Source organism: Bacillus seohaeanensis (assembly GCF_042684945.1).
GTDB lineage: Bacteria > Bacillota > Bacilli > Bacillales > Bacillaceae_B > Rossellomorea > Rossellomorea seohaeanensis.
This window is the reverse complement of sequence record NZ_JBHUMF010000031.1, coordinates 426,967-453,355: the sequence shown is the minus strand read 5'-3', so window position 1 is coordinate 453,355 and position 26,389 is coordinate 426,967. Positions and strand designations below refer to the sequence as shown.

At 36.5% G+C, this 26,389-nt stretch carries 27 protein-coding genes; 6 read left to right on the top strand and 21 right to left on the bottom strand.

All coding sequences use genetic code 11. The features are described from left to right. Positions 1 to 12 precede the first annotated feature (12 nt). The 7 genes from ACFSUL_RS15595 to ACFSUL_RS15565 all read right to left on the bottom strand — a co-directional run bounded on the left by ACFSUL_RS15595 (position 13) and on the right by ACFSUL_RS15565 (position 6,622). Positions 13 to 456, bottom strand: a complete 444-nt coding sequence (locus ACFSUL_RS15595) for a hypothetical protein (RefSeq protein WP_377936866.1) — start codon at positions 454 to 456, stop codon at positions 13 to 15. 291 nt (positions 457 to 747) lie between these two features. Beyond that, positions 748 to 1,683 carry a DUF1002 domain-containing protein gene (locus tag ACFSUL_RS15590; RefSeq protein WP_377936865.1) on the bottom strand — a complete coding sequence of 312 codons (936 nt, stop codon included), beginning with the start codon at positions 1,681 to 1,683 and terminating at the stop codon, positions 748 to 750. A 254-nt stretch (positions 1,684 to 1,937) separates the two neighbouring features. Continuing rightward, a complete protein-coding gene (locus ACFSUL_RS15585; RefSeq protein ID WP_377936864.1) occupies positions 1,938 to 2,933 on the bottom strand; it encodes a zinc-binding dehydrogenase in 996 nt (331 codons plus the stop codon). After that, positions 2,930 to 3,886: an ArsA family ATPase gene (locus ACFSUL_RS15580; protein WP_377936863.1), complete on the bottom strand. Its 957-nt coding sequence runs from the start codon at positions 3,884 to 3,886 to the stop codon at positions 2,930 to 2,932. The genes ACFSUL_RS15585 and ACFSUL_RS15580 overlap by 4 nt, the downstream gene beginning before the upstream one ends. A 25-nt stretch (positions 3,887 to 3,911) precedes the next feature. Then, complete coding sequence (locus ACFSUL_RS15575) at positions 3,912 to 4,184, bottom strand: cory-CC-star protein (RefSeq protein ID WP_377936862.1); 273 nt, start codon at positions 4,182 to 4,184, stop codon at positions 3,912 to 3,914. A gap of 145 nt (positions 4,185 to 4,329) precedes the next feature. Further along, the gene (locus ACFSUL_RS15570; RefSeq protein ID WP_377936861.1) at positions 4,330 to 6,069 is read right to left on the bottom strand and encodes a carbon starvation CstA family protein; all 1,740 of its coding nucleotides are present in this window, start codon (positions 6,067 to 6,069) and stop codon (positions 4,330 to 4,332) included. 142 nt (positions 6,070 to 6,211) lie between these two features. Continuing rightward, positions 6,212 to 6,622 carry a sporulation protein gene (locus ACFSUL_RS15565; protein WP_071412257.1) on the bottom strand — a complete coding sequence of 137 codons (411 nt, stop codon included), beginning with the start codon at positions 6,620 to 6,622 and terminating at the stop codon, positions 6,212 to 6,214. Between the two features lie 222 nt (positions 6,623 to 6,844). On the opposite strand from ACFSUL_RS15565, the gene ACFSUL_RS15560 reads away from it, so the two are divergent. Further along, on the top strand, positions 6,845 to 7,177 hold the full coding sequence (locus tag ACFSUL_RS15560; RefSeq protein ID WP_377936860.1) for a YckD family protein: 333 nt from the start codon (positions 6,845 to 6,847) through the stop codon (positions 7,175 to 7,177). A gap of 56 nt (positions 7,178 to 7,233) precedes the next feature. Here ACFSUL_RS15560 and ACFSUL_RS15555 read toward each other — a convergent pair whose 3' ends face one another. Together ACFSUL_RS15555 and ACFSUL_RS15550 are read right to left on the bottom strand one after the other, a co-directional pair. Continuing rightward, positions 7,234 to 8,253, bottom strand: coding sequence for a threonine aldolase family protein (locus tag ACFSUL_RS15555; RefSeq protein ID WP_377936859.1), 1,020 nt, complete (start codon positions 8,251 to 8,253; stop codon positions 7,234 to 7,236). A 188-nt stretch (positions 8,254 to 8,441) separates the two neighbouring features. Then, positions 8,442 to 9,104 (bottom strand): DUF421 domain-containing protein, encoded by a 663-nt coding sequence (locus ACFSUL_RS15550; RefSeq protein ID WP_377936858.1) that lies wholly within the window; start codon positions 9,102 to 9,104, stop codon positions 8,442 to 8,444. A 378-nt stretch (positions 9,105 to 9,482) separates the two neighbouring features. Between ACFSUL_RS15550 and ACFSUL_RS15545 the strand changes: the two genes are divergently transcribed. Together ACFSUL_RS15545 and ACFSUL_RS15540 are read left to right on the top strand one after the other, a co-directional pair. Beyond that, the gene (locus ACFSUL_RS15545; RefSeq protein ID WP_377936857.1) at positions 9,483 to 10,328 is read left to right on the top strand and encodes an alpha/beta hydrolase; all 846 of its coding nucleotides are present in this window, start codon (positions 9,483 to 9,485) and stop codon (positions 10,326 to 10,328) included. A gap of 132 nt (positions 10,329 to 10,460) precedes the next feature. Continuing rightward, the gene (locus ACFSUL_RS15540; RefSeq protein WP_377936856.1) at positions 10,461 to 11,654 is read left to right on the top strand and encodes a class I SAM-dependent rRNA methyltransferase; all 1,194 of its coding nucleotides are present in this window, start codon (positions 10,461 to 10,463) and stop codon (positions 11,652 to 11,654) included. 65 nt (positions 11,655 to 11,719) lie between these two features. Here the strand turns inward: ACFSUL_RS15540 and ACFSUL_RS15535 are convergent, their stop codons facing one another. Both ACFSUL_RS15535 and ACFSUL_RS15530 read right to left on the bottom strand, forming a co-directional pair. After that, on the bottom strand, positions 11,720 to 12,340 hold the full coding sequence (locus ACFSUL_RS15535; RefSeq protein WP_377936855.1) for a TetR/AcrR family transcriptional regulator: 621 nt from the start codon (positions 12,338 to 12,340) through the stop codon (positions 11,720 to 11,722). Beyond that, positions 12,312 to 13,559 (bottom strand): MFS transporter, encoded by a 1,248-nt coding sequence (locus ACFSUL_RS15530; protein WP_377936854.1) that lies wholly within the window; start codon positions 13,557 to 13,559, stop codon positions 12,312 to 12,314. The genes ACFSUL_RS15535 and ACFSUL_RS15530 overlap by 29 nt, the downstream gene beginning before the upstream one ends. Positions 13,560 to 14,049: 490 nt before the next feature. On the opposite strand from ACFSUL_RS15530, the gene ACFSUL_RS15525 reads away from it, so the two are divergent. The 3 genes from ACFSUL_RS15525 to ACFSUL_RS15515 all read left to right on the top strand — a co-directional run bounded on the left by ACFSUL_RS15525 (position 14,050) and on the right by ACFSUL_RS15515 (position 17,371). Further along, the gene (locus ACFSUL_RS15525; RefSeq protein ID WP_071412249.1) at positions 14,050 to 14,586 is read left to right on the top strand and encodes a D-glycero-alpha-D-manno-heptose-1,7-bisphosphate 7-phosphatase; all 537 of its coding nucleotides are present in this window, start codon (positions 14,050 to 14,052) and stop codon (positions 14,584 to 14,586) included. A gap of 132 nt (positions 14,587 to 14,718) precedes the next feature. Further along, positions 14,719 to 16,632, top strand: a complete 1,914-nt coding sequence (locus ACFSUL_RS15520) for a DUF294 nucleotidyltransferase-like domain-containing protein (RefSeq protein ID WP_377936853.1) — start codon at positions 14,719 to 14,721, stop codon at positions 16,630 to 16,632. A 4-nt stretch (positions 16,633 to 16,636) separates the two neighbouring features. Continuing rightward, positions 16,637 to 17,371 carry a 3'-5' exonuclease gene (locus tag ACFSUL_RS15515; RefSeq protein ID WP_377936852.1) on the top strand — a complete coding sequence of 245 codons (735 nt, stop codon included), beginning with the start codon at positions 16,637 to 16,639 and terminating at the stop codon, positions 17,369 to 17,371. Positions 17,372 to 17,454: 83 nt separating this feature from the next. Here ACFSUL_RS15515 and ACFSUL_RS15510 read toward each other — a convergent pair whose 3' ends face one another. The 10 genes from ACFSUL_RS15510 to cobS all read right to left on the bottom strand — a co-directional run bounded on the left by ACFSUL_RS15510 (position 17,455) and on the right by cobS (position 26,370). After that, complete coding sequence (locus ACFSUL_RS15510; RefSeq protein ID WP_377936851.1) at positions 17,455 to 18,717, bottom strand: glutamate-5-semialdehyde dehydrogenase; 1,263 nt, start codon at positions 18,715 to 18,717, stop codon at positions 17,455 to 17,457. 109 nt (positions 18,718 to 18,826) lie between these two features. Then, positions 18,827 to 19,942, bottom strand: coding sequence for a glutamate 5-kinase (gene proB, locus ACFSUL_RS15505; RefSeq protein WP_377936850.1), 1,116 nt, complete (start codon positions 19,940 to 19,942; stop codon positions 18,827 to 18,829). A 92-nt stretch (positions 19,943 to 20,034) separates the two neighbouring features. After that, the gene (proC, locus tag ACFSUL_RS15500; RefSeq protein WP_071412244.1) at positions 20,035 to 20,877 is read right to left on the bottom strand and encodes a pyrroline-5-carboxylate reductase; all 843 of its coding nucleotides are present in this window, start codon (positions 20,875 to 20,877) and stop codon (positions 20,035 to 20,037) included. Between the two features lie 401 nt (positions 20,878 to 21,278). Continuing rightward, entirely contained in the window at positions 21,279 to 22,232 is a 954-nt protein-coding gene (locus ACFSUL_RS15495; protein WP_377936849.1) for an LCP family protein, read from the bottom strand. 552 nt (positions 22,233 to 22,784) lie between these two features. After that, complete coding sequence (locus tag ACFSUL_RS15490) at positions 22,785 to 23,492, bottom strand: ATP-binding protein (protein WP_377936848.1); 708 nt, start codon at positions 23,490 to 23,492, stop codon at positions 22,785 to 22,787. Next, positions 23,485 to 23,970: an ECF transporter S component gene (locus ACFSUL_RS15485; RefSeq protein WP_071412241.1), complete on the bottom strand. Its 486-nt coding sequence runs from the start codon at positions 23,968 to 23,970 to the stop codon at positions 23,485 to 23,487. The genes ACFSUL_RS15490 and ACFSUL_RS15485 overlap by 8 nt, the downstream gene beginning before the upstream one ends. Then, positions 23,960 to 24,559 carry a cob(I)yrinic acid a,c-diamide adenosyltransferase gene (locus ACFSUL_RS15480; protein ID WP_071412240.1) on the bottom strand — a complete coding sequence of 200 codons (600 nt, stop codon included), beginning with the start codon at positions 24,557 to 24,559 and terminating at the stop codon, positions 23,960 to 23,962. The genes ACFSUL_RS15485 and ACFSUL_RS15480 overlap by 11 nt, the downstream gene beginning before the upstream one ends. 22 nt (positions 24,560 to 24,581) lie before the next feature. Continuing rightward, entirely contained in the window at positions 24,582 to 25,031 is a 450-nt protein-coding gene (locus ACFSUL_RS15475) for a bifunctional adenosylcobinamide kinase/adenosylcobinamide-phosphate guanylyltransferase (protein ID WP_377936847.1), read from the bottom strand. Next, a complete protein-coding gene (locus ACFSUL_RS15470) occupies positions 25,019 to 25,627 on the bottom strand; it encodes a histidine phosphatase family protein (protein ID WP_377936846.1) in 609 nt (202 codons plus the stop codon). Before ACFSUL_RS15470 ends, ACFSUL_RS15475 begins: the two co-directional genes overlap by 13 nt. Beyond that, entirely contained in the window at positions 25,576 to 26,370 is a 795-nt protein-coding gene (cobS, locus tag ACFSUL_RS15465; RefSeq protein WP_377936845.1) for an adenosylcobinamide-GDP ribazoletransferase, read from the bottom strand. Before cobS ends, ACFSUL_RS15470 begins: the two co-directional genes overlap by 52 nt. Positions 26,371 to 26,389 lie beyond the last annotated feature (19 nt).

Below are 26,389 nucleotides of genomic sequence, written 5' to 3'. Positions count from 1 at the left end.
GTTTATTTAAAGTTAATAATATCTTTTGTCATTATCAATTATTTCTCCACCGAGGTACCCTAACCCTAGTCCTAATAATCCGGCACCAAGAGTAGGGTTTAATCCATACCCTCCGCCATATCCTCCAGGATTTCCATAGCCTGGACCGAAACCACCATATCCTCCAGGGTTTCCATAGCCTGGACCGAAGCCGCCGTATCCTCCAAAGCTTCCATAACCTGAACCGAAGCCGCCGTATCCTCCAGGATTTCCATAGCCTGGACCGAAGCCGCCATGTCCTCCAGGGTTTCCATAGCCTGGACCGAAGCCGCCGTATCCTCCAAAGCTTCCATAACCTGAACCGAAACCACCGTAACCTGGGTCGTATCCTTGACCAAATCCGTTACCTAGGCCACCACCGATTTGTCCATTTCCCCAAGGGCTTCTAATTGGCGATATCTTTTCGTTTCTGAGCATGAGCAAATTGCTCCCCTCCATTTTAAATCTGACTTCTTTATTAGCCTATTTAAGCAGTATTTTTTGGGAAGGGCTTTTGTCCTTGTTTTGGAAAAATAAATATTATCTTGAAAAAAACCACTGGTAGCTGCTGTCCTCCTACCGATTCGTTATAAAAATAGTTGATTACAATAATATAGTACAAGTGCCATTGATACTAGCGTAAGAATCGCCATACACTAAATGAGAAACAAAAAAGCTGACCATTAAAGAGAAATTCTCCATATGGTCAGCCCTTTTTATTAAATTAAATCAAATTAAATTTTTAAAGAAATTAGCTACCGATGTAAAAAAGTCCGAAATTGCTTGAATCACGCTGCTGAAAAAATTTGAAACCTTTTCACCAAATCCCTCATCTTTTACGAAATCTTTAATAGTTGATTGAATTTCAGATGTCAAATCTTCTAATTGTTGCTTTACGTTATCGAAGTCAATATTAATGGCACGCATCTTTTCGAACAAATCGATAAGTAACTGTCGATCCTCAGGACTTAATTCAATATTTAAGGATTTTAATTTTTCTTCTACGATTTTCTCTACTTCCTCTTTCGTTGCGGGATTTTGATCAGCCATTTCCTTTTTAATTTCTGTAAGGAGTTCACTTACTTTCTCTTGATTCATGCCTTCTTCTTTAGCAAGCTCTGTTGCTACGTTTAATTCTTCGTTAGCTACTTCCATTCTAACCGTGTCTAACTTTTCTCCGCCTTCGTCATATGCCTTATAAATTCCAACAAGGGCAGAATGACCACTCACTTTTATCGGGGAAGCAACTTGCACTGTCGCGTTTTCAATACCTGCAGTTAGTAATGCATTTGCATACATGGAGTTCGTTACTTCTGTTATATTTGCTGGAGTAACAATATCAACCTTAAGCCCTTCTCCTTTTTCCTTACGGGTAATTTTAGCAGAGGAAAACATACGGGCATTTCTATCTTCTCCTTCAATGTAGTTAACAAGGTCTTCTCCTGTAGCTATAATTTCTTCCACTTGACTTGTATCCTTTACCTCAAGGAGCTTTTGAACCTCTTGTTTTTGTTCAGTCGTAAGTGTTTCGCCATATACGACAATAGGTAAACCGAACTTTTCATTGATACTCTCTGTTTCATTATCAGCAGCCTTAACGGACTGTATCCCACTAAAGCCAACTAAAACGACTAGTGTCAATAGTATTGCAGTAATACGTTTCATAAATTTTCTCCTTTATCATTTCTAAAGATGAAGAATGAACCAACGTTATTATACATGTTTTCTAGTTAAAACTCATACGGCTATGGTCGTATCTTCTTTTAATAGGACGTTTTTTCGTTTAAAAAGTTTCATTATTTCTGCCTTTATTTATTCCTCCATCGAAAAATGCCCTGCATTCCATAAAAAATGTAGACGTCAAGGTCTTTATTTTCTATAGAAGTACAAGGCATTCTTCGTTCTACTGTAAAAGTAATTTAGCTAGTAAAAGAGAAAGTGACTTTACCAAAGTTTTGACTTTCTTTTAAATAGTGAAATGCTTCTTCAAAATCTTCTGGTAGAAACGTCTTATCGACAATAGGCTTGATTTCATGTTTTTCAATAAAAGCTAACATTTCATGCATTTCTTCTCTACTACCCATTGTAGATCCTAATAAATTGTATTGTCCGTAGAAAAAATGACGCATATCGATATTGACCTCATCTTCGGTAGTAGCACCGAATGTTACAATTGTTCCACCGCGTTCTATAATATTAATCGATTTATTAAACGTTGCTCTTCCGATACTTTCAATAAGAAGGCTTACTTTTTCATCCTTTAACTCTTTATTCCAATCTGAATATGTATCAATAGCAAGGTCTGCTCCGAGTTCTAGTGCTTTTTTCTGTTTTTCTTTACTTCTAGAAGTAACGATTACTCGTGCTCCAACTTTTTTAGCAAAAAGCAGTAAGAATGTCGCTACTCCACTCCCAATTCCAGGGATCATTACCGTATCGTCTGCTGTTACATTTCCTCGTGTAAATAATACACGATAAGCTGTAATAGCTGCTAATGATAAGACACTTGCTTCTTCCCATGATAAGTGTGCAGGTTTTTTCTCCACATTATCAACCGGTAAAACAATTTTTTCTGCGAATGTTCCGTGATCTGGCAACCCAACGATTTCAAAACCTTTAGGCGGTACAGCACTTTTTTCTTTCCATCCAAGCGAAGGATTGATGATCACCTCATCTCCAACATTGAAGTTACTTACACCACTACCAACTTCTTCGATAATGCCTGCTCCATCCGACCCAACAATTAATGGAGGTTGATCTTCTTTATGTCGAGTAAGCACCATGATATCGCGGCGATTAAGCCCTGCTGCTTTTAATTTTACTTTTACTTCTGTTTCACCAACTTTTGGCTCTTCCATTTCTCTATAGGACAGTCCATTAATACCTGCTTGTCCTTCATGTACTACAGCTTTCATTTTTTTGTTCCTCCTTCTACTTGTTGCCTAAAATCTTGAGAAAATGCTTCTAGCCTTTCTAAACTATGAATATCTTCTTCGAACAAAGGTATCTTATAAAACCTCTGACTAGTAAACTTCTTCTCTATTAACCGTAAATATTCCTTCTCTTGTCGCTTTCTTTTTTGTAAAAATTGTCCGTCCGCTTCATCGGGAATAATTTTATTAATGATAAGCCCATTAATTTCTAAGCCATGCTTCCCCATTAATTCGACTGCCTTTTCTGTTTCAAGTATTGGTAGTCTTTCTGGAATTAAAACGAAAAGAAATCCAGTCACACTTGTATTTAATAACACACTTCTGACTTTTGCAAATTTACTGCGTCGCTGCTGTAAAACATCGTAAATTGGATCTTCTACAGGTTCACCATCATTGAGAAGCTGCGTATAATTGTCATTTGTCTTTTTCCTTCTTTCTAGCATCCCATCCATCCAGACTCCCATTAATTCAGGAAGAGAAAGAAGGCGGATCGTATGCCCTGTTGGAGCTGTGTCGAAAATAATCTTATCGAACTCCTCTTTTTCTTCCAATATAATTGAAACAATACGATCGAAAAGTGCTGCTTCTTCCGCTCCCGGTGCAGAGGAAGCCATATCAATTTGTCGGTGAACCTCCTCAATCATGCTCGCTTTTACTAAACCTTTTACATTCATTTTTACTGAGTCTATGTATTTATCTGATTCTATTTGTGGATTAATTTCCATTCCCCATAGGTTGTTTAACAAATATGTTTTTGTATCCTTCACCTTTTTGTGAAAAATATCACCTAAATTATGTGCTGGATCTGTTGAAACAATTAGTGTTTTCCAGCCTTTTTTCGCAAATACAAGTGATAACGCTGCAGCAGAGGTGGATTTTCCCACTCCTCCTTTCCCTCCTACAAAAAGTATTGATTGCTGCCATAATTCATTCATGTAAAAACACTCCTTTTTATAAAAGTTAACAACATCTTATCCCGTCGAGTGGTGAATGTTCCATCCCCATTCGTAAATGCCAGTCATGAAACTTGTCAAGTATATATGGATAAAGTTCAAGTGTGTAATAAAAAACTGGATTTGGGATACCTAGCGTTTCAGAATATAAAAGCAACATGAAAAGATCATCCTCATCCCTAAATTCACGTGCAATCTCTGTTTTATGTGGTAGGCTAATTATTTCATCATATAGTGAAATAATCTTCTTTAATGACTTCATTAATTGATGTTCGGTCATAGTCCTCATCCTTTGTTTAGTTATGTTACGGCAATTGTAGGTGGTATTTGACTTTCCTGCTACTCATTGAATGGAAAAAGGATCAGGTGAACTGATCCCTTTCCCCTCTGACATGTATAAGCGTAAATGTAGCCAGAATATACCTTTAGGCAGAAATATCAATGTTATCGTTGTCTTTTTTTGATAAGGAAGAAATCGCTGTAATTAATATCCAAAGCGTAAAGACGAGTATGATACTTCCAAAGATGAACAGTAGCATATTCCCCTCGGCCTCCCCATACCCAGACCATTCAAAAATCACTTGGTCAATCATTGCCCAGAGTGTCATGAACATGAGGAAAACCATTGGAATTAACGTTGCCATATAGTTTCTACCTTGCCGTTTTAACCAAATTGATATAAGAAGTAAGCTTATTCCGGCTAACAGTTGGTTAGATGTACCAAATAGAGGCCATAACAGGTATCCGCCTGAGCCGAATCCTTTTGGTCCTTCTGGAAGTAGTGTTAAGGCAGCACTTGAAACAACCGCAACCGTCGTAGCAACATGTGTTTTTGTCAATGGTTTTACATTATATTCACTTCCAAGTTCAGCGATTATATAGCGCATTAAACGAACAGAAGAATCCAAAGTTGTTGCAGCAAAACTGACGATAATAACAGAAACAATTGTTGCAGCAATGTCAGCTGGAATTCCAAGTCCCGTTGCTAATTGTCCTGCTCCCTCGATAAATACACCAAGTCCTGCTCCACTTGCAGCAGTAAATCCACTGTAAGTAGCTTTAAATTCTTCCACATTTGGGAAAAACGTAATAACGGCGATAATCGCCACTAGTGCTAGGGCGCCTTCACCGACTGCTCCAAGGTATCCTACAAACCGAGCATCTGTCTCTTTATTTAATTGTTTAGAAGATGTCCCTGAGGAAACCAGTCCATGGAAGCCTGAAATAGCACCACAAGCTACTGTAATAAACAGTAATGGAAACCACGAAACATCTGCAGAAGAATTTGTCACAGGAGCGGTAATTTCTGGATTTGTAAAAAATAGTCCTAAATATAATAATCCAAGACCAACAATCAACTGATGAGAGTTAATATAGTCACGTGGCTGCAATAGTTTCCAAACCGGTAGTGTTGACGCTATATAGACGTAGACCATTAAAATAATAATCCAAACAAAGAAAGCCATGCTTGTTGCACTTAAACCGAAGAGTGATGCTGCTCCTTCTCCACCGAAATATTTGACAAGGTCGATTTGTAGAAACTCCACTCTGCTCGCAATAATTGCAGCTATATACATAACAGCCAATGCCACAACAGATGGAAGTAGCATTTTTCCATTCTTTTTATAGACGGTATACCCGATCCATACTGCTAATGGTATTTGGATAAACACGGAAAGAACACTTGAAGGGAATGATATAAACAAGTTCGCAATAACCCATGCAAACACCGCGTTTACCATAAGTACTAATATTAAAATGATGAATAAGAACAGTACTTTTCCTCGACTTCCAATAAACTTGTTTGCTAGTGTACCAACTGATTGTCCTTTGTTTCGGACAGAAAGAACAAGTGTCCCAAAATCATGAACTCCAGCAGCAAACACCGTTCCTAATATTACCCATAAGAATGCTGGTAGCCATCCCCAATATACAGCGATAGCAGGTCCGAGAATGGGTGCTGCCCCCGCAACTGAAGTAAAATGATGTCCCCATAACACAAATCGATTCGTTGGAACGAAATCAACTCCATCCTTGTATTGGTGAGCCGGTGTTACATAATTTGGATCCAACTTGAAAATCCGTTCTGAAATAAGTTTTGAGTAGTACTTGTACCCAAGAAAAAGCACAAATCCCCCAATAACAGCCAACCATATTGCTCCCATCTAACCCCTCCTATACATACTTTTTAGCGGATTGATAATTTTACAGAAAATTTAGAAATGTTTCCGCTTACTAAAGTATACAATGGGAATTAAAGGAACTCAATAGTGAAATTTCACTTAATAGTAGGAGCAGGTTCTAATCCTATTTTTTTACGATAATACTGTCTTCATCTGTCGGATTTACAGCTTGAGGAATATCAATAGTTGTGCGTAAAAACGTTTCTTGTTTTTCAGTACTAATCGGATGATTCTTAGACAATAAAAAGGAGAAAGGAATTCTTTTCTTCTCTTCAGATTGAATTGTCCCAATATTATTTAGCGTTATTACCTCAATATCTTTTTCATGATAGGGAAAGTCACTGTCTTCTTTATCTTCTTCATACTTTAAAACAAGGAGAAGTGTGATCTCCGTTATCGGTTGATCTGCCATTCCCCCTTCAATTACTACTTCCCCTTCAATCGTTTCTCCTGGAGAAAGCGTTGCATTACGCACGAGCGTATCTACCTTTACATGTCCAATTCCTATACTGGATAAAAATTGTTTCCAAATCATTCGTTACACCCTTTCTAAAATTTAATTTTACTATTATCTTTAGGTAATTAGATTGAAGCTACAACGCCGGATTCCTGTCCCTGGCAAAAAGTCTGTCAGTTTGCAAATTTCTCTTTTATTCAAAATCTCTCCCATTCCATAATAACAAGGTTTTCACTAGTTATACATATTTTACTAAAACAAGCAAAGAATATTATTGAAAATAAAAAAGGAGTGAAAAGAATGAAACGTGTGCTACTAGCAATATTCACAATCTTTCTGTTCACTTTTGGTTTTGCCCAAAGTGCAGGAGCTGAAGGTGTACAAAGTAAGGATGAACGACCACAGGTTAAATTAACGGATGAGCAAAAGGCGGAATTAGGCAAGATTCATGAAGATCTTCATGTAAAAAAGAAAGAATTAATTAATAAGTATGTGGAATATGGAGTTTTCACAGAAGAGCAAGGAAAAGCGATGATAGAGAAATTAGAGGAACGATATAGTAAGTTAAAAGAAAATAATTATATGATGAGATGGCATCATTATCACAAAATGAAAGAAAGACATCTACGGTAAAACTTGCATTAAATTAGGACGTGACATCACTTGTTGTCACGCCCTTTACAGTTGGATTAAAAAACTTTCTTCAAAATAGCTGCCACTTCGTTTATCTGTTGGGAACTAACATCATAATGGGTTGTAAAACGAACCAATGTCGGACCGAATCCGCCAGCTAATATCCCATTTTCTTCTAAGGTTTGTACAAATTGATCAGAAGTTAAGCCGAGCTTTTTCACATCCGCTACAACGATGTTAGTGTCAACACTATTTATCACCTTAATACCTTGTACACTAGTAAGTATTTCTTTCAGTGATTGAGCCTTATCATGGTCCTCCACTAGTCTCTCTCTCATTGTTTCCAATGCGACAAGACCTGGTGCGGCAATAATCCCCACCTGGCGAAGACCTCCACCAAGTCGTTTTCTCCATTTTCTTGCTCGTTTAATAAAGTCCTTACTGCCAGCAATCACCGACCCGACAGGCGCCCCTAACCCTTTTGATAAGCAAATTTGCACGGTGTCACAATGGTTTGTAAATGCTGTGATTGGCAGTTTACTTGCAGCAACAGCATTAAATAACCGTGCTCCATCAACATGGACAGGAACCGAATGCTTTTGAGCAACTTTATAGATAGCTTCCATATTTTCAGGTGAAACAATTGCTCCTCCTGCTCGGTTATGAGTATTTTCCACACATATTAATCCTGTTTCTGGGAAATGCTGATCTTCTCCTCTTATCGCATTTTCTACTAAAACAGGATCCATTGCACCGTTTTCGCCGGGAATCGTTCTTGTTTGTACGCCAGCAAAAGCTGCTACAGCACCAGACTCATAATAAAATATATGCGATTCAGCTTCTAACAGTATTTCATTCCCAGGTTGCGTATGAGTTAATACAGCAATTTGGTTTCCTTGCGTACCACTCGTTACAAAGAGTGCCTCTTCCTTTCCTAGTAACTTTGCGGCAGTTTCTTCAAGTCTTCGTACAGTGGGATCCTCCCCATACACATCGTCGCCCACTACTGCTTCAAATGAAGCTTTTCTCATTTCATCGGTTGGTTTCGTAACGGTATCACTTCTTAAGTCAATCATGATTTCCCTCCAATAGTTCCTATATATTGAGTCATTATATCAAATCTTTTTACTATTAGGGCAATAAACTCACTTATATTCTAGTCTCTATAGGAGACTTTTCATTCCTTTGACTTAATAAGGACTATCGAAAAAATTTCACTAATAAAACAAAGGATGAAATCCCGTTACAGATTTCATCCTTTGTTCTATTGTAATTCGCCTGGGGGTTCCACTGTATGTGACTGGCTGGAGACTTCATCAAAAATATTATTCTCCATCGTTGAAGCAGTTAAATTGCTCTGCATAGGAGATGGTTTTTGTGGAGTGAAATTTGGTTGCAAACCTGTCAAAGCAATATTAAACATTTGCTTTAGTGACTGTATCTCTTGGTTAAGTGCTTGTATATCCTCTTTTGTTACATTTTGTTTATTTTGCTTTAGAACAAACCCCAATTGCCCATTTGGCTCAAGTGTTGCTTCTTTGACATCACTTATAGAGCCTACTTGTGATTGTCTTAACTTCATTTCCAATTGATCTACCGTTAGTCGCAACTTCTTTAATGTTTGTTTTTGAATTTGACCGTTTATAATAAGTGCCTTTGACTGCCCTGTTATAAATTTCTCCATAAAGTCAAACTTAATTTGACTATATTCGATTACGACAAGCGTACAAACTAATAAAAGACCTACAAAAAGCGTTGACCACACGCTTTTTCCAACAATCGGTTGAACAAGTAATGACCCAATTCCAACCATAATTACTACCTGAGCCAATGTCATTTGAGAAATGGATTTTCTACCTGCTATCCTTAATAATAGGGTGCCTCCTAATACAATAAGCACCGACTTCCATAATAAGTCTAAATCCATATACTTCACTTCCTTCTCTTTCTCTTCTTTTATCTTTTCAATAAGGAAAAAATATATTCTCTTTAAAGGTTGTTAAAAATTCGGGAATAATAATCATCAAATTTTTGCGAGAAGTCTATCCCAATCGCAAACGTCATAATGTACATCTTTAATCAGTGTCGGGTTTCATATCTTCTAAGTCTTAAGACGGGAAATTATTTTACATATTTTAAATTAGTTACATATTATATCCAGGGGATGTATAAATTCCCTCTATTATGACAAAGAAATTTCTTTTGTGTCATATTCAATACGACAATAATGGCTTACAATAATTATATGACAAAAAATTAATGCATAATGAAGTGTTTTTGTAGCATCATGAAGGAGCGTATGACGATGGCTTGGGTGAAAAAAAATAGAAAAAGACTAGTTTTCGGTAGTTTACTTATTATTTCTTTTTTTACACTATACTTACTACCGCGAACAGATAATGTAGAATCAAGCGAAAAAACGCTTTCGAAAGAAGAAAAGATACCAACAGTGTTTGTTCATGGTTTTAAAGGGACCTATAATTCGTTTAAAACCATGATGGACCGATTTGAAAATCAACATGGCTGGGGGCAAAAAACATTAACCCTTTTTGTCTCAGAAAAGGGAATTATCACGTATAGTGGAGATCTTCCTAAGAACCCTTCCTCTCCCCCTTTAATTCAAGTCGTTTTTGAAAGCAATCGGGCATCTATACCTGATACAACACAATGGTTAGAAAATGTCATGAAATTTTTATATGACTTTTATGAAGTTCGAGACATTAATATTGTCGGACATTCAATGGGAGGACTAGTCTCGACGCTTTATTTACAAAATAGTAAAAACATAGTAGAGGTTCCAAAACCTCATAAGTTCATTACCATTGGCAGCCCTTTTCTTGGGGTTACTAAGCAATCTTATCGTCAAATAAATACCGGAGCAGCTGTTAAAGATCTCATGCCTAATTCTAAAGTACTGAATAATCTATATAAAAATCGTGGGGCTCTTCCCAACGATATTAAAGTATTTGCGATTGCAAGCACTGGGGATCAAGTTGTCTCCGTAAAGAGTGCAACAGCAATTCAAAAGTTGTTTCCGAGAGAAAATTATCAGCAAGAAATCATATATGATCCGCATGCTTCTCATAGCGGTTTACATGAATCAGTACTAGTTGACCATTTAATTGGTGAATTTTTATGGAAAATAAAATAAGTTATAGGACTATGCGCAGGAAAATAAGCGCATAGTCTTTTTTTCGTAAATCTTATATTTCTCGTTTGCGAATTCTCCTTACAAAGTCTATACTTATCCACGATTACTAAAATTTTCAGATAGGATGAAACAATGGGTAAAGAAGTGAATGTCACATTAAATTCAAAAGTACTCGGTAAAATTAAAAAAGGTTATCCCCTCTTAATGAAAGATAGTGTAACAAAGATGGGGAACTTGGAAGAAGGCACAATCCTTAGACTAACAGATCAACAAAAACAATTTGTTGCTCGTGGGTATTATGGTAAGCAAAATAAGGGGATTGGTTGGGTCGTAAGCTGGAAGGAAAAAGAAACCATCAATCAAGCGTTTATTGAACGGAAACTAAAAGCTGCCATACAACAGCGTCTACATTTTTATCAATCAGAAGATACTACTGCGTTTAGAGTGTTTAATGGTGAAGGTGATGGTTTTGGTGGATTTACAATTGATTATTTTAACGGGTATTACCTTATTCAATGGTACAGCAAAGGAATCTATCAATTTAAAGAAGAAATAATTGCTTCTTTAAAAAAACTTGTTGACTACAAAGGTATTTATCAGAAAAAAAGATTTGCTCAAGAGGGAAAATATGTGGAAGAAGATGATTTTGTAGCAGGAAAGAAGGCAGAATTCCCCCTTTTAGTAAAAGAAAATGGCGTGCAATTTGCTATATACTTAAACGAAGGTGCGATGGTAGGAGTCTTTCTTGATCAACGTGAGGTTAGAAAATTAATCCGTGATAAATATGCCAATGGGAAACGTGTACTTAATACATTTTCTTATACAGGAGCATTTTCCGTATTTGCAGCTAGTGGCGGAGCAAGTCACACAACAAGTGTCGATTTAGCCAATAGAAGTTTAAGCAAGACGATAGAAAACTTTAGTATTAACGGCATTGATTATGAAGCACAAGATATTATCGTGGAAGACGTATTTAATTACTTTAAATTTGCCCGCAAAAAAGAATTGAAATTTGATATGGTTGTACTAGATCCCCCAAGTTTTGCTCGTTCGAAAAAACATACATTTAGTGCAGCAAAAGATTATAAAGATTTACTGAAGGATACGATTGCCATTACAGAAGATAACGGTGTCATTGTTGCTTCCACAAATTGCAGTACGTTTGACATGAAAAAATTCAAAGGTTTTATTGATACTGCATTTAAAGAATCCAATGGTCGTTATAAATTAATGGAAGAATTCTCTCTTCCAGAGGATTTTAAAACGATTAATCAGTTTAAACAAGGAGACTATTTAAAGGTAGTATTCATTAAAAAGATAAAATAAGTAAACGTCATCCGAAAATCGGATGACGTTTACTTATTTTACAAATTATCTATGAATTGCTTGATTCAACTTTCCACCCCAAGAACCCACCGTAAGTACTCCATTAACAATTGCGTTTGTTCTTTTAAACGGATTTGCTGCTCTGGGAGTAGTACATGCCCTAATGCAAGCCCGTCAATAAAGGTATTAATGGATTGCGAAATAATATCTGCTGGCATTTTTAACTGGAACTCCCCTGCTTTTTCCCCTTTTAAAATTATTTTTTCATAAAGTTTAATTCCTTCAGAATATCTATCTATCGCATATTCTCTACGGCGTGGATCATTTTTTCCAGTGATAAAAAATTCTAAATTAACTGGTGCCAATGGATCCATTTCATCATTTGCTTCCATGTCCTCACCAAGTATTAAACTTACTAACATATTCCAGTAGGAGCTATGTTCTTTTGACAATGTTTCATTAATAGCGGTTATCGCCTGCTGAAGATTTTCACTTAAAATTGCTTCATATAAATCTTCTTTATTAGAAAAGTATTGGTATAAACCTCCTCTACTTACGGAAGCCTCCTCCATTACATCTTTTATTGTTGTTTTTTCATAGCCTAAGCGAATGAATACTGTCTTAGCTGCAGCTAAAATGCTGGCTCGTCGTTGTTCCTTATGCTCTTTGCTTACTTTCGGTGACAACTGGACCCCTCCGTTCTAGTTTATTTTTTAACAAAAAGGCAATCAAGGAAAGCACGATTAAAAACGAACTGGTAATAATAAATGCTTCGATAACACCAATTAGGGTTGCTAAAAGCCCTCCAAGAAGTGGACCTGCAATCGTCGCAATGGTGGTCATACTATTAATGACACCAAAAACCCGACCAGTCATATGAACAGGCGTTTCCGTTTGAACCGCAGCTTGGAATGGTATAAAACCTAAACCAGATGCCAAACCAGCAATCAATGCAAAAAATGGAACCCATAAAATATTTAATTCGACATCATAATAAGTGAATACAGCCAAACTTCCAAAACTAAAACCGATACCAAATACCCCTATAACCATGTAAACAAATGAGTTGTAGTCTGTCTTCTTTGTTAATACGATACCTGTTAAGAGCATTCCCAATCCAGAGCATGTAACAGCGTAACCAAACAAGTCTGGGGACGCACTTGTTAGTTCCCTAAGCAATACAATTATTTGAGAGTCCGTCAATTGAACAATTAGTAGGCTGATTGTTAATAGGAATAGACCTGAAAGCAAAAATGCACTACTTTTGATAAATTGAAATCCTTCGGCCAACTCTTTTCTAAATGATGATTCGGTTGTAGTAGAAACATTTTTGTTAGCTCTTTCGCCTTTTGGAAGAAATAATATCAGTATAGCAGAAAGAAAAAAAGATGCGGAATCAATAATAAACACTTGATAAGCACCAAAAGAAGTAACGAGTATTCCACTCAATAATGGACCAATTATTTTGGTACTGGAGTCAATCATTGATGTGAAGGACATCGCACCTTTAATCGAACCCTCCCCAACAAGCTCTTTCAGTTTCCCGTTCTTAGCTGGGACAAACACAGAAGAGAATATTCCGACTAAAAATAAAGTGATGTAAACAAGCCATACAGTATTTGCAATCGTCAATAGTAAAATTAATACTCCCCTGAATACATCCGATATAATCATCAACGTTTTTCTTTCCAAACGATCTGCAACAGCACCCGAAAATGGACCGAATAAGGCCATTGGTAACGCTAATGAAAGAATAATCATCGACATCTGTAATGGTGTTCCTTCCCATTTCAATCCAACCAATGTAATGACAGCGATAATACTAAGCCAGTCTCCCATACTTGATATTGCTTGTGCTGTCATTAATGTCATATACCCTTTGTTTTTCATGAGCCCCTTTGTCATATTTCTCCATCCCCTTTAAAACGACACATATGTCGCTAATATGGTTTTATTATAACGACATCCGTGTCGTTATACAATGGGCATTTTAATTTTTTATAAAAATGGGCTTGTTTCCTATATGATTCAAGTTAGGGGAACCATTTTTGGATAAGATAATACTATTATCTGGGGAATGTTTTAGATTCCTTTCATTGTATGAATGAGTATAAGGTGAGACTTCTACTATTGAGGTTGGCTGTTTTCTCTAAGATTTTGCTTTTAACAACAACGGAAAGGAACGATCCATTCCCTACAAACAACAACCTTTACAAAACAGCCTTGAGTCTCCCCCTACCACCTTCCCTTTCTTCAAGGTGGTTTCTTACTTGGAGTAATGTAGAATAAATAATTCCACTTAACAAGGAATACTAACCCTAGTGAAAATAATTTCCTTGGAAAGCGCAAATTGAGACAAAATACTATAACCTAACTCGAAAAAGGAGAGTTTTTGATGAATAAAGCGGTTTTTCTTGATAGAGATGGCGTAATTAATGAAGTTAAAACAAAAAGAGTTAAATTCGTTAACCACCCAGATCAATTTCATTTTTTAGAAAAGGTACCAGAAGCGTTGAAACTGTTAGACCAATCTGGTTTCAAACTATTTGTTGTTACAAATCAAGGTGGTGTCGGGCTTGGGTATTTATCAAAACAGGAACTTGGTAAGATACATGATTATATGATGAATGAAATACAACGACTCACAGGAGTAGAAATCGAGGAGGTTGCTTGCTGTATTCATAAACCGCATGAAGGCTGTACTTGTCGAAAGCCAGAACCAGGCATGATTAACGACTTGGCAAAGAAGTATGCGATTGATATTGCAAAATCCTACATGATTGGTGATCGTGTAATGGATATTGAAGCTGGAAAAAAAGCCGGGTGTCAAACAGTTTTAATATCCAACCGTCCTAGAGTAGATTTCGAAGTTGATTTTATTTATCCAAGTTTATATGAGGCAGCAACATTCATAACAAAAAGCGGTAAATAATCAAGGTAAGTTTCTACTCTTCCCTTTTTCTTTTTTAAGTGAATTTTAGTTAAACTTAATTGTTTTCATACAGTGGAAAATTATGATATGGTACTAAGGAATTACCGCAGGATGGCTGGGAGGTTAAAGAAAATGAATCATGAAGAACTGCTCGAAATTATAAAAAACCAATATCCTTTTGATGTGTTAACAGAAGAACAACTTCAATATATTATTTCTGGAGCGAAATTTACTACCTTTGATAAAGGCGAGTTTCTATTCCATGAAGATGAAACAGTTGAGGAGATGGATATTTACTTTCTTGTTTCCGGACTTGCAAAAAATATTTTACACCGTTCAAGTGGGAAACAATTTTCGCTTCGCTTTTACTATCCAGGAGATTTAGTTGGTCTAATGATTATGCTAACAAGCGGTGAGATGACATTTTCTGTTCGTGCGATGGAAAAATGCGGCGTTTTCCGATTTCAAAAATCTTTATTTTTTGACGTGATGTCAAAGAATAACAACTTTTCTAAAATTGTTTTCGATAGTATCGGTGAACGAATGAAAACTCTTTATGATGAAATAAAAAACAAATCCTCTCAAGATGAAGATGAAAATATTACTTTATTTAAGACAAAGGTGCAAGCATTAATGGATTCTCCTGTCTTTATCAATAGTGAGAATACAATTTTAGCGGCCGCAGAAAAAATGCAAAACGAAGACACATACGGTCTAGTTGTTGTCGACTCGGATAATCAAATGAAAGGTGTCTTAACACAGCGAGAAGTTATACAGTATATAACTCAACCAAAAGTATCAGAAAAAGTAAAAGACTGGATGGAGCCAAAGCCATTTTGGATTCGTGATGAATCGTTTGCATATGAAGCACTTTCCTTCTTTAAACATGAAGATGCAGAATTTGTTCCAGTCGTAAGAAACGACAAAGTGGTGGGAGTGTTAACTAGCACCTCATTTCTTAATATTCAAGATTCTAACTATCTTGATTTATCTTATAAAATTCAAGCTGCCATGAGTACGAGCGACTTAGTACAGCTTGCAGCAGTAAAAAATGCAACTTTTCATCAGTTCATTCAAGATCTTCTACAGCAAGACAGTTTTGCTTATGATATTTGTGAAGTTATATCTAACTATAATGATCATCTTCACCGAAAAATTATTGCGTTAACAGAAAAAGAAATGCGCCAAGCAGGGTTTGGTTCCCCTCCTATTGATTACTGCTTTATTGTTATGGGAAGTCAAGGAAGAAGTGAACAAAGCTTTCATACTGACCAAGACAACGGAATCATACTCGATGACTATAAACATTTAGAAAACAAAAAAAATATTGAAGGATATTTCCAAGTGTTTACCGAAAAATTAAATAGTAAGTTAGTAGAAATTGGTTTACCTGAATGTACAGGTGGGATCATGGCGAAAGAACCAAAATGGAAAAGATCCTTTTCTGAATGGAAAGCTGCTATCGATGAATGGCTACACGAAATTGATGCACAAGAGGTTCAGAATTTCACGATGTTTTATGATTTCCGTCCTATTTTTGGGGATTATAGCTTAGCAGAAGATATTCGTAATTATTTATCTGAACGGGCAAAAAAATCGCTTAGCATGCAGCAACTTTTGCGTAAAGACGCCCTCCGCTTTCGACTTCCTGTAGGTCCTTTAGGCAGAGTGAATATAAAACCAAAAACGAAATCATTTAATATTAAAAAATCTGGCCTTATGCAATTAGTTAATATGATTCGTATACATTCCGTTAAATACGGTGTGAAAGAAGTCAACACAGTGAAGCGATTACAAGCATTAAAAACATCACAAGCATTTCATCCACGTGATGTTGAAAATGCAAAAACGGCTCTTCATATTCTGCTTTCTTTTCGACTACAGCAAAACTTACAGGAGCTTACAGAAGGAAAAGCACTGTCTAATGAGATAAACTTAACACTTCTATCAAAAGAAGATAGAAGAAAATTAAAGGAAGCTATTCAAATAGCTCATAAAATGCAACAAGTGATGGAGATTAGCTTCAATAGAAACCGGGTGGTTTAATTAAATGAATGATATAGGTATTAATGTAGGTTTTCGAATAATAAAATATTATATATGGCAACAGTTTTTCTTCCACTATCAAGTAAAAAAGGCGAAGGAAAGCCCCTCCTATGACAAACTTACATTAACGATGAAAGAATTTGAAAAAGATAAACCAACATTCCAGAAAAAACCGCTTTCCGACTGCACTTTTACAATTTTTGACCTTGAAACCACGGGTTTTTTTCCAGAAATTGGCGATGAAATAATTTCTATTGGTGCGGTGAAGGTGAAAGATCAACAGGTGAATTATGAAGATAGCTTTTATCAAGTAATCAATCCTCTCCAAACGGTATCAAAAGAAACAAAGATGTTTACTGGACTAAGAAGAAAAGATTTTCTAAGTGGAGTAACGTTTCCTGTCGGTTTAGAAAAGTTCTTAGAATTTAGTAAAGGTACTATTTTGGTTGCACACCCTGCCTCCTTTGATATTAATTTTTTACAATCAAGAATGCAAAAGTGGCGGTTACCTTCTTTTGATCCGGAGTATATTGATTCATTTGGCCTGGCTAATGAACTGCTAGATTGCACAGATAGCTATTTAGATAAATTAGTAGAACGTTATCGAATTAACTCACGTAAGCGCCACCACGCACTAAATGATGCGATTATGACTGCAGAAGTTTTTATTAAGCTACTACAAGAATCAAAAGCTACACCTATAAAAACAATACATGATTTAAAAGAACAGTTGGCGTAAAACGTAAAAAAGAACCCCACTTTTTAAAATGGGGTTCTTTTTTACGTTACTAAAACTTAGACTGATAGACAATCAGTAGTATCTTAGCGGATTTGTCCGTTTCCATGCATTAGATATTTTATTGTCGTAAGTGCTGGAAGGCCCATAGGTCCTCTTGCATGTAATTTTTGCGTAGAAATACCAATTTCCGCACCAAAACCTAATGCCCCGCCGTCAGTAAATCGAGTGGATGCATTATGATATAGTGCTGCAGCATCCACTAACATCATAAATTTATTTGCTGTTGCACTATCTTCCGTAATAATCGCTTCTGAATGCTTTGTCCCATAGCGATCAATATGATCAACCGCTTCTTCAAGGTTTGCAACAATCTTAACCGCAATATCAAGACTTAAATATTCATTTGCCCAATCGGCTTCACCGGCTTTTTCCGCATCCTTTACAGCATTAATTACTGTTTCATCGCCATGAACAGCAACATTATGTTCCTGCAAGCGAGAAATTAACTGGTCTTTATGGTTTTCAAACCATTGCTCATGAATAATAACAGTTTCGGCCGCATTACATACTGCTGGGCGATCTGTTTTAGCATTAATTAAAATAGTTAATGCTTTTTCTACATCGGCTTCCTTGTCAATATAAATATGACAATTCCCTACTCCTGTTTCTAGTACCGGAACAGTGGCATTGTTTACAACTGCATTAATTAATGCTCCACCACCGCGTGGAATTAGTACATCAATATGCTCTTTCATCGTGAAAAGTTGCTGTGTCGCTTCACGGTCTGTCGTATTAATGAACTGGACAGCTTCTTTCGGAATTGCTGTTTCACAAAGAGCCTCATGCATGACATCTACAATTGCTTTATTAGACGTGATGGCGTTAGAACCACCCTTTAACACGATAGCGTTTCCTGATTTAAGTGCAAGTCCTGTAGCATCTACTGTTACATTTGGACGTGCTTCGTAAATCATTCCGATGACACCTAATGGAACCGTAATCTTTTGAACTTGAAGGTCGTTTTCTAATGTCCAATCTGATTGAATTTCACCAGTAGGATCTTCTAGTTCTGCAACTTGACGCAAACCGTTTGCGAAATCCGCAATTCTTTCTTTAGAAAGTGATAAACGATCCATAAACGCTTCATCAAAGCCTTTTTCTTGTCCACGCTCTAAGTCTATTTTATTAGCTTTTAAAATAGTTTCAACACTATTGTCTAAATGATCAGCAAGTGTTAGTAATGCTTTATTCTTTTCCTCTGTTGTGAGCATTGCTAACGTTTTTGCTGCCTTTTGTGCTTGCTTTGCTTGTAGCTTTACATCTGTCTTTTCTATAATTTGTGTCATCGAATACCTCCACTGTATTTTTTTCTAACATGAATTTGCATTTGCATGAAAAATAAGAATTTTTATGAGGCGAGTTAACCCAACGATGTGGGCCAACCCGAAAGTTTACTTAGACACCAACGGGAATTGGTACCTCAATATGGCAAACTAAGTGTTCAATTACCACTGCAACATCCTCTATCCGAATGGTTTCTTGAGGCTTTTTCAATTGCTCTGCTGAGAAATTCACGATACCTAATCCAATTTCTTCATTGTCCATTGCACGTATTCTGACAACAGAGCCAGCTTTGAATCGCCCTTTTACAGCAGCAATATCCGATAATTGAAGGCTATCTTTTTGTTCGAGCACAAGTTCTTTTGCTCCATCATTAATCGTGATATCCCCTTCTGGACCTGAGTTAAAGGCAATCCATTGTTTCTTTCTATTAAGGTTAGCATCATCTTCTGATTCAAAGTAAGTTCCTTTTGCTTTCTTTTGAACAGCATCATAAATGATATTTGCTTCACCTGACTTACCAAGGAATGCTGGAATACCAGAAGCCATCGTAATCTTAAATGCATCAATTTTAGAACGCATGCCCCCAGTTCCAACAGAGCTGCCAGGTTCACCGGCCATTTCTTCGATATCCTCTGTAATTTCCTCTACTTGGTCAAGAAGTTTTGCATTAGGGTTCTTCCGAGGATCAGAATCATAAAGTCCGTCAATATCGGAAAGAATGATTAATTGATCTGCATCGACTAATGCGGAAACCTTTGCTGAGAGTGTATCGTTGTCCCCGAACTTAAGGCGATCTATTGTTACGGTATCATTTTCATTTACAATCGGAATAATTCCTCTTTCTAAAAGGACATTTATAGTGTTGCGTGCATTATTGTAGCGATGTTCATCAGAAAAATCGCTTCTTGTTATTAAAATCTGTGAAGCAACGTAACCATGAGATAAAAATAGATCAGAATACGCTTCAATTAGTAATCCTTGGCCAATGGCAGCTGCTGCTTGTTTTTCTGGTAGAGAGCTTGGTCTTTCTAAGCATCCAAGTTTTCTATAACCTGCTGCCACGGCACCTGATGAAACTAATAAGACTTCATGACCGTCGTCCTTTAAGCGAACAACTTCATCTACTAAACGCTCTAATTTTCTACGACTCATTTCACCATGCAAACTAGTCAATGAGCTACTTCCTATTTTTATCACGATACGCTTCTTCGTACTATCGGGGGACATTGAATCACTCCTATAAAGACGCATCCCTCTCCCCTTCACCGCATTACCACGGTCGGGGACGCACCTTTCAATAAATTATTGTTTTCGTTTGGTTAGTTAGTAACAAGTTGTTTTTTAAGCTTCGAGCTGATTTCTTTTGATTTTTTTTCTGCTCCTTTTACTGCTTCGGAAATCGCTTTGCCTCCACCATATTCAGCTAATGCTTCGAGCCCAGCAGCTGTTGTACCATTTGGAGAAGTAACATTTTCTCTCAGTTCTGTTGGTGTTTCTTGACGTTCTAACATCATTTTTGCTGCACCAAGAATTGTTTGAGAACCTATTTCACGGGCTAGTTTTGGGGTTAAACCACCTTCAACACCAGCTTTTTCAATATGCTCCATTAAATAATAGAAGTAAGCTGGTCCGCTACCTGCGATTCCTGTGAAAATATCCATTTCCTCTTCATCAATAATATAAACTTCACCGATACAGGTTAAAAGTTCTTTTGCTTCTTCCATCTCTTCGTCGGAAGTGAAGCTACCCGCACTTATCGCAGTAGCAGATTCTTTTAACATACTTGATGTGTTCGGCATAACTCTAATTACTGATTGCCCTTTTGGTAGCTGTTCTTCCATATGTTCTGTTGTAATACCAGCTAAGACGGACATAATAACCGTATCTTTATTTACACGATCTTTAATCGAATCTAATACTTTATCAATATCTTTTGGTTTCATTGCAAGAATCAAAATATCAAGTTCATTAAAATTTAGTTGATCTTTTGGTGTTACAGTTACACCATACTTAACATTTATCTCATGAAGTCTTCCTTGATTGCTACGATTGGAAACGATAATTTGTTCTGCAGGAATTTTTCCACTTGCCACCGTACCAGAAATCATTGCTTCTGCCATATTTCCTGCACCTAAAAAAGCAATCGTTTTATTTTTCAACAATCATATCCACTCCTAATTAATTTTTGGGCTCGCCTTTAAACAATTGAAAACGTTGTGTGGCGCCCCTTTTTGGCGTTCGTTTGTCACAACGTTAATAAGCGTAACATGCTGAGATATGATATCAAGGGTTAAACGGGAAGTCGTCAGTATATGGACGAAATAGTCAGTGAAAGCGCTAACATTTACATTTGAACCGTTGAGAGACGCCCTAAGAACAAATAATCACTGCTAAAGCCGTAATATAAAGATTTTTCCGACCACTTCTCGGCATTAAATTTACCATATAATTACAATAACTAGTTTTATCTTTATCATTATTATGCTAAATAAAAAAGCAATCCTTTGTGTTTTATACACAAAAGATTGCTTTTCGTCGTTATCTAGCGACGGATAACCACTCGTTACTCTTGCTCACTAGAGTGTTCACTATTTAAAAACGATTTTAATTCTCGTTCATAAACGGAGAAGTCAATATCTAGAACCGATCCTACCCCAGGATAGCTTGTTTGTTCATATGCCCCAATATCATTGTTAGGGATTGTTAATTTATTAATGCTATCATTATTACTTAGTAATATGTCTTTTAAAATGGAGATTTGGTCAAGTTTATTCATGTTTGTTTCAATATAAGGCTGAATTGATCCAATCAACTTTGGAAGTTTTGCTACTCCATCTAGTGTTAAAGCTTCTTCTTTTAAAGCAGTTATTACTTTTTGTTGCCTTTTTACACGACCGAAGTCTCCTTCTGCATCATGACGAAATCGTGCATACCCAAGTAATTCTTTCCCATTTAAATTTTGCACGCCTGGTTCAAGCTGTACACCAATATTTTCGGACATTACTTTTTCTACATCTATTTCAATTCCTTCCGGAGCAAGAACATCAACAGATTGTTCAAATCCTTTAAAGTCTACAACCATAAAGTATTGAATATCAATACCGAAATTTTCTTTTATTGTTTGTCTCAATAATTCAGGACCACCTAGATAAAAGGCGGTATTTAACTTGTAGTTTTGATGTTCTGGTATTTCCGTATAAATATCCCGCATAAATGAAACGAGTTTTGTCTCATTTGTTTTCGGATCGACTTGTGCAAGCATCATCGTATCTGTTCTAGATTTTTCTTCCCCTCTACTGTCAACACCTAGTAAAAGGACATTTATTCGTCCGTTTTCATCTTTTACTCCATTAAACTCATAATCTTCCATGTCTTGATCATCATCAGCAAGTTGGAGACCTTGATAATATTGATAGCCTGAGTACCCTAACAACCCAACTATTATTAATAATAGTAGTAAAACTATTTTTCTGCCCCGTTTTTTCTTTTTCTTTTTTAAACGTACTCGTGATTCCATTCATTCACCTTCTTATTTCCCTATTGTATATGAGGTTTTAAAATATCCGCTTTCCATGGGAGCTGTCTACACTTTACTCTGACCCCTAGTCCCTTGAGGTGCTGGCATTTTTATTTTTAGGAATTAACGCATATGATGAAGCTACTATGAAATTTTATAGTAAGGATTGCAATTTGACAATACAGAAATAAAGATTTTCCATTCAATCTACTAGGAAATATTAATTTGGTAGATGCATTCTATCCAGCCATTAGTAGGCTATACTTGATAAAACTACATCCAGTTCGCTACATATCATTTTTATCTACAAGAAATAGTTACTGTTTATTCTCAGCTGAGAATAATGTTCTGTATGTTAAATTAGAGTAAAATAGGAAAAAGAGCCAGTAATCAACCGACTCTTCCGTATTATTTCATTATACTATTTTCTAATAGTATATAACTTTTACTTTCGTAAGAAGATTCTTTTACCATTTGTCTAAAGTTTACATAATACTATTATGTTATATATACTTTCAAAAATCCTAGACACAGATAAAATGAGAAAATTGGTTACGTTAAACGAATAGGATAAAAGAGACTTCCAAGTTTCTCATGAATCCTTTTTTCTTCTTTTTCTAAATAAGAGATGATAAAACACGTTGATGGACCACTTGTTTTATTTAAATCTAGCTCACATTCAATTTTATTAGGAGATACCTTCTCACCATGTAATAAGGAAAATTCATAAAAGATCCCCTTTGAACCTACTGGTAAAACGGAAGAAATCGCTTCCTCCTCGCAGCACCATCGAAAGGTAGATAATGGAGCTACATTTTGTGGAAAATTCAATACTTCATTTCCAACTAATGGTTTACCGATCACGGCATATCGTAACTTAGAGTTCGTTTTTTCTGAAAAGTTTCTCTTTCTTCCTAAAATCGTTACCCCAATGGCAGACTGATTCAAATGAAAATTAGTTTCTGTACTACCTGTTACTTCCATTTCGTTCAGCTCAAGTTCCCGAAGACCCCTTTCAACTCCCTTGACATAGTTGTCCCATACGGAATCTCCTGTGAAGTTCTGGATAATAACAGAAAAGGGTATTCCCCCACCACTCATACATTCCATCACTGCAACTCTAAAACAATAGTAAGCAACCATTTCAGGGTCTGTCTGGACTAGATCCCCTGGCTTATTTCCAATTCCTCCACTTGTATCTGTACTAACGATAATGCTTCCAGGGTTCGGAAAAGGGATAGTGATAATATCCCTATTCATGAACTCGAGCCCCTAGCCAGTTTCGAAGTGGTGGGTATGCAAAATGGGCAATCGTTAAATTTAAAAAGGAACCAATTAAAAGAGACGGCAAAATCGAAATATAAAAGGAACCCCCAATAATAAATATAAAAGGGATCGCAGCGATAATAGAATTTCCAATAAAGAAAATTCCTGCTGCTATCACTTTTTTTCCTTTATGAAACACAGTTCCAAATAACCAAACAAAAAGGGCCATTTCTAGCGCAATCACCAAATGTAACGGTCCGAGTGGAAAACCAGCGTATAGCGATGATAAAATATGTCCAAAAAAAGCAATAATTGCCCCCATTCCACCTGTAAAAAGGGATGCCGCTAGCAGTGCTGGTAATGCATCTAAAGCTACAGTTCCAATAACAGCTGGTATTTTTATTGCCCCGAAGGCAGCAGATAAGGCAATAAATAAGGAAAGGAAAGTAAGTTTATAGTACTTATTTGTCATCCTTTTTTTCCTTCTTTTTTCCGCCTGAAAACACATTAGCACTGCGAATATATTCTACATCGTTAATTTTTAATCTTGCATTCACTACCCTTGCAATCGCAAAAAAGTAGTCAGACAATCTATTTAAGTACTGTTGAGCTACAGCTGGGACATCTTCTTCCATTTTTACCAACGATACAACTGTCCGCTCCGCTCTTCTTGTAATCGTTCTTGCAATATGCAATGTTGCCGATGGAGCAGACCCTCCTGGTAAAATAAATTTTTCTAATGGAGGTGCTTCTTCAACATACGCATCAATTCTATCTTCTAAAAAGCTTACAGCCTCCGCTTGTAATTTATATTGTCTCTTCTTTGTAACGTTTGCTAAGTCCCCGCCGCAGTCAAAAAGTTCATGTTGTATTTTCTCTAATTCTTCAATAATATCTTCGAATGTTGCACGAGATTCTTGAAGCTGTGTGATCGCTTGTCCGACAAATGAATTCACTTCATCAACTGTTCCGTAAGCTTCTACCCTACTATTATCCTTATCTACTCGGCCTCCGATTAAACTTGTTTGTCCTTTATCCCCTGTTTTTGTATATAATTGCATTTTTCATCCTCCTATTTTTTCATTATTTTAAAGTAGTTGGGATTCCATACCAGATACTAACGACATTTTCGGAAATCTTTGCAAGGTCTTGGTAAACCCAGCCACTAATATCTCTCCAAAGACGATTTTTTTCTTCTAGTGGAACAATTCCTTTCGTTATGTCAGAGCCTATCCAAATAACGAGTCTTTTGTCTTTTTCTTGTTCCCATTTCATCCATGCTAGAAAAAGATTGGTAAACTCTTTCCTTAATTGTTCGCCATTCGTTGTTTTATCCATTAATCGGTGTAAAATACTATATTCCAAGCCTTCAAATACGATAATATCTTGATTTGTATCTAATCCAGGATATAATAAAACATCTTCTGGTCTAAAATGTGAATGCCACTGAAAAGAAATGTCATCAGGACGAAGCAGTTCTCCCTTTACCCACTCGGCTTTTCCATTAAAGGCCCCCCCTGTCACAAAGTACACGGCTTTTCCTCCTCCCAGTCTTTGCGAGATTTCCATGTTAATTCATACCCTTTTCCGTATGGAATATCCCATTCCCAAAAAGATTTTCTTTGATTTAGAGGAACTACGTTTGAAAGCAATGTTCGAATAGCGCCACCATGTGTAATAACCGCAACTCTTTTTGCTTGTTGTTCTTTCACGAGTGAACGTAACTCTTTCCAAGCGGTTTCCATACGTTTTTCCAGTAGGCCCAAACTCTCGCCTTGTGGTGGTGAAAGATAAGGATCATTTACCCATTTACGATAATGTAAATCATCTTTCAATTCCTCATACCCCATTCCTTCCCAGTCTCCAAAGTGCATTTCTCTCCATAGTGTACAAGTAACAATTTTGGTAGAAGGAAAAAGAATTGTCGCTGTCTCTACACTTCTTTTTAAATCGCTGCAAAGAACAAAATCATAATCCATGTTATAATTTTCTTTGATTTTCCTAAGCTCTTCTCGACCAATATTAGAAAGCGAGGGGTCGCTCCATCCAATATATTTTTTCTGTTGATTTTCGAATGTCAAGCCATGACGCAGTATTGCCACAACCAGACTGTCATCCAAAGAATACATTCAAGTCCCTCCATCGAAGCTCCAATTGTATCTCCTGTCATTCCACCAAACCATGTAATCGTTTTTTTGTTTGCAAACCAATAATAAATAACCGTAATGAGGATGAACACGGAAAACATCGTGAAAATAATGCTGTTTACACTTAGTAACACTACTCCTGCAATAACGAGAAAAAAGAGGATCCAACCATTCTCTCTTTCTGATAAATGTTGCCGGAAAAAGAAGGCCATTCCTTCACGTCTTGCCGTTTTCATATTAATCAGCATAGCCCCAATAAAACTTCTACTTATTAAAGGAATAAACAACAAGGTAAAATAAATTATTTCTTTGTCATGAGAAAGACTTTCGTATATAAAAAGGAACTTGCTAGAAAGCAATACGAAGATTGATAACGTTGCGAAAGCACCTACACGTGGGTCTTTCATGATTTCTAGTCTTTTCTCCTTATCTTGATAGGAAAAATAGGCATCACTTACGTCCATCCACCCGTCTAGATGAATTCCCCCAGTTAACATAATGGGGAGAAGCCAAATAATAAAAGCTAGTGCAAGTGAACTTAGAGGTGTGAAGGCATCAACTACTACAAAAACCCCTAGCCAAATCAAGCCAAAAACAAATCCAAAAAATGGAAATAGCCTGATCATTTTTCTAATATCGTCTTTCTCCATCTTCAGCTCTTTTCTTATTGGAATTGAGCTGAAAAACTGAAGTGATAATAAGAAAGCATTCCAATAAGATGTCATGTTTCTCTCCTTATATGTA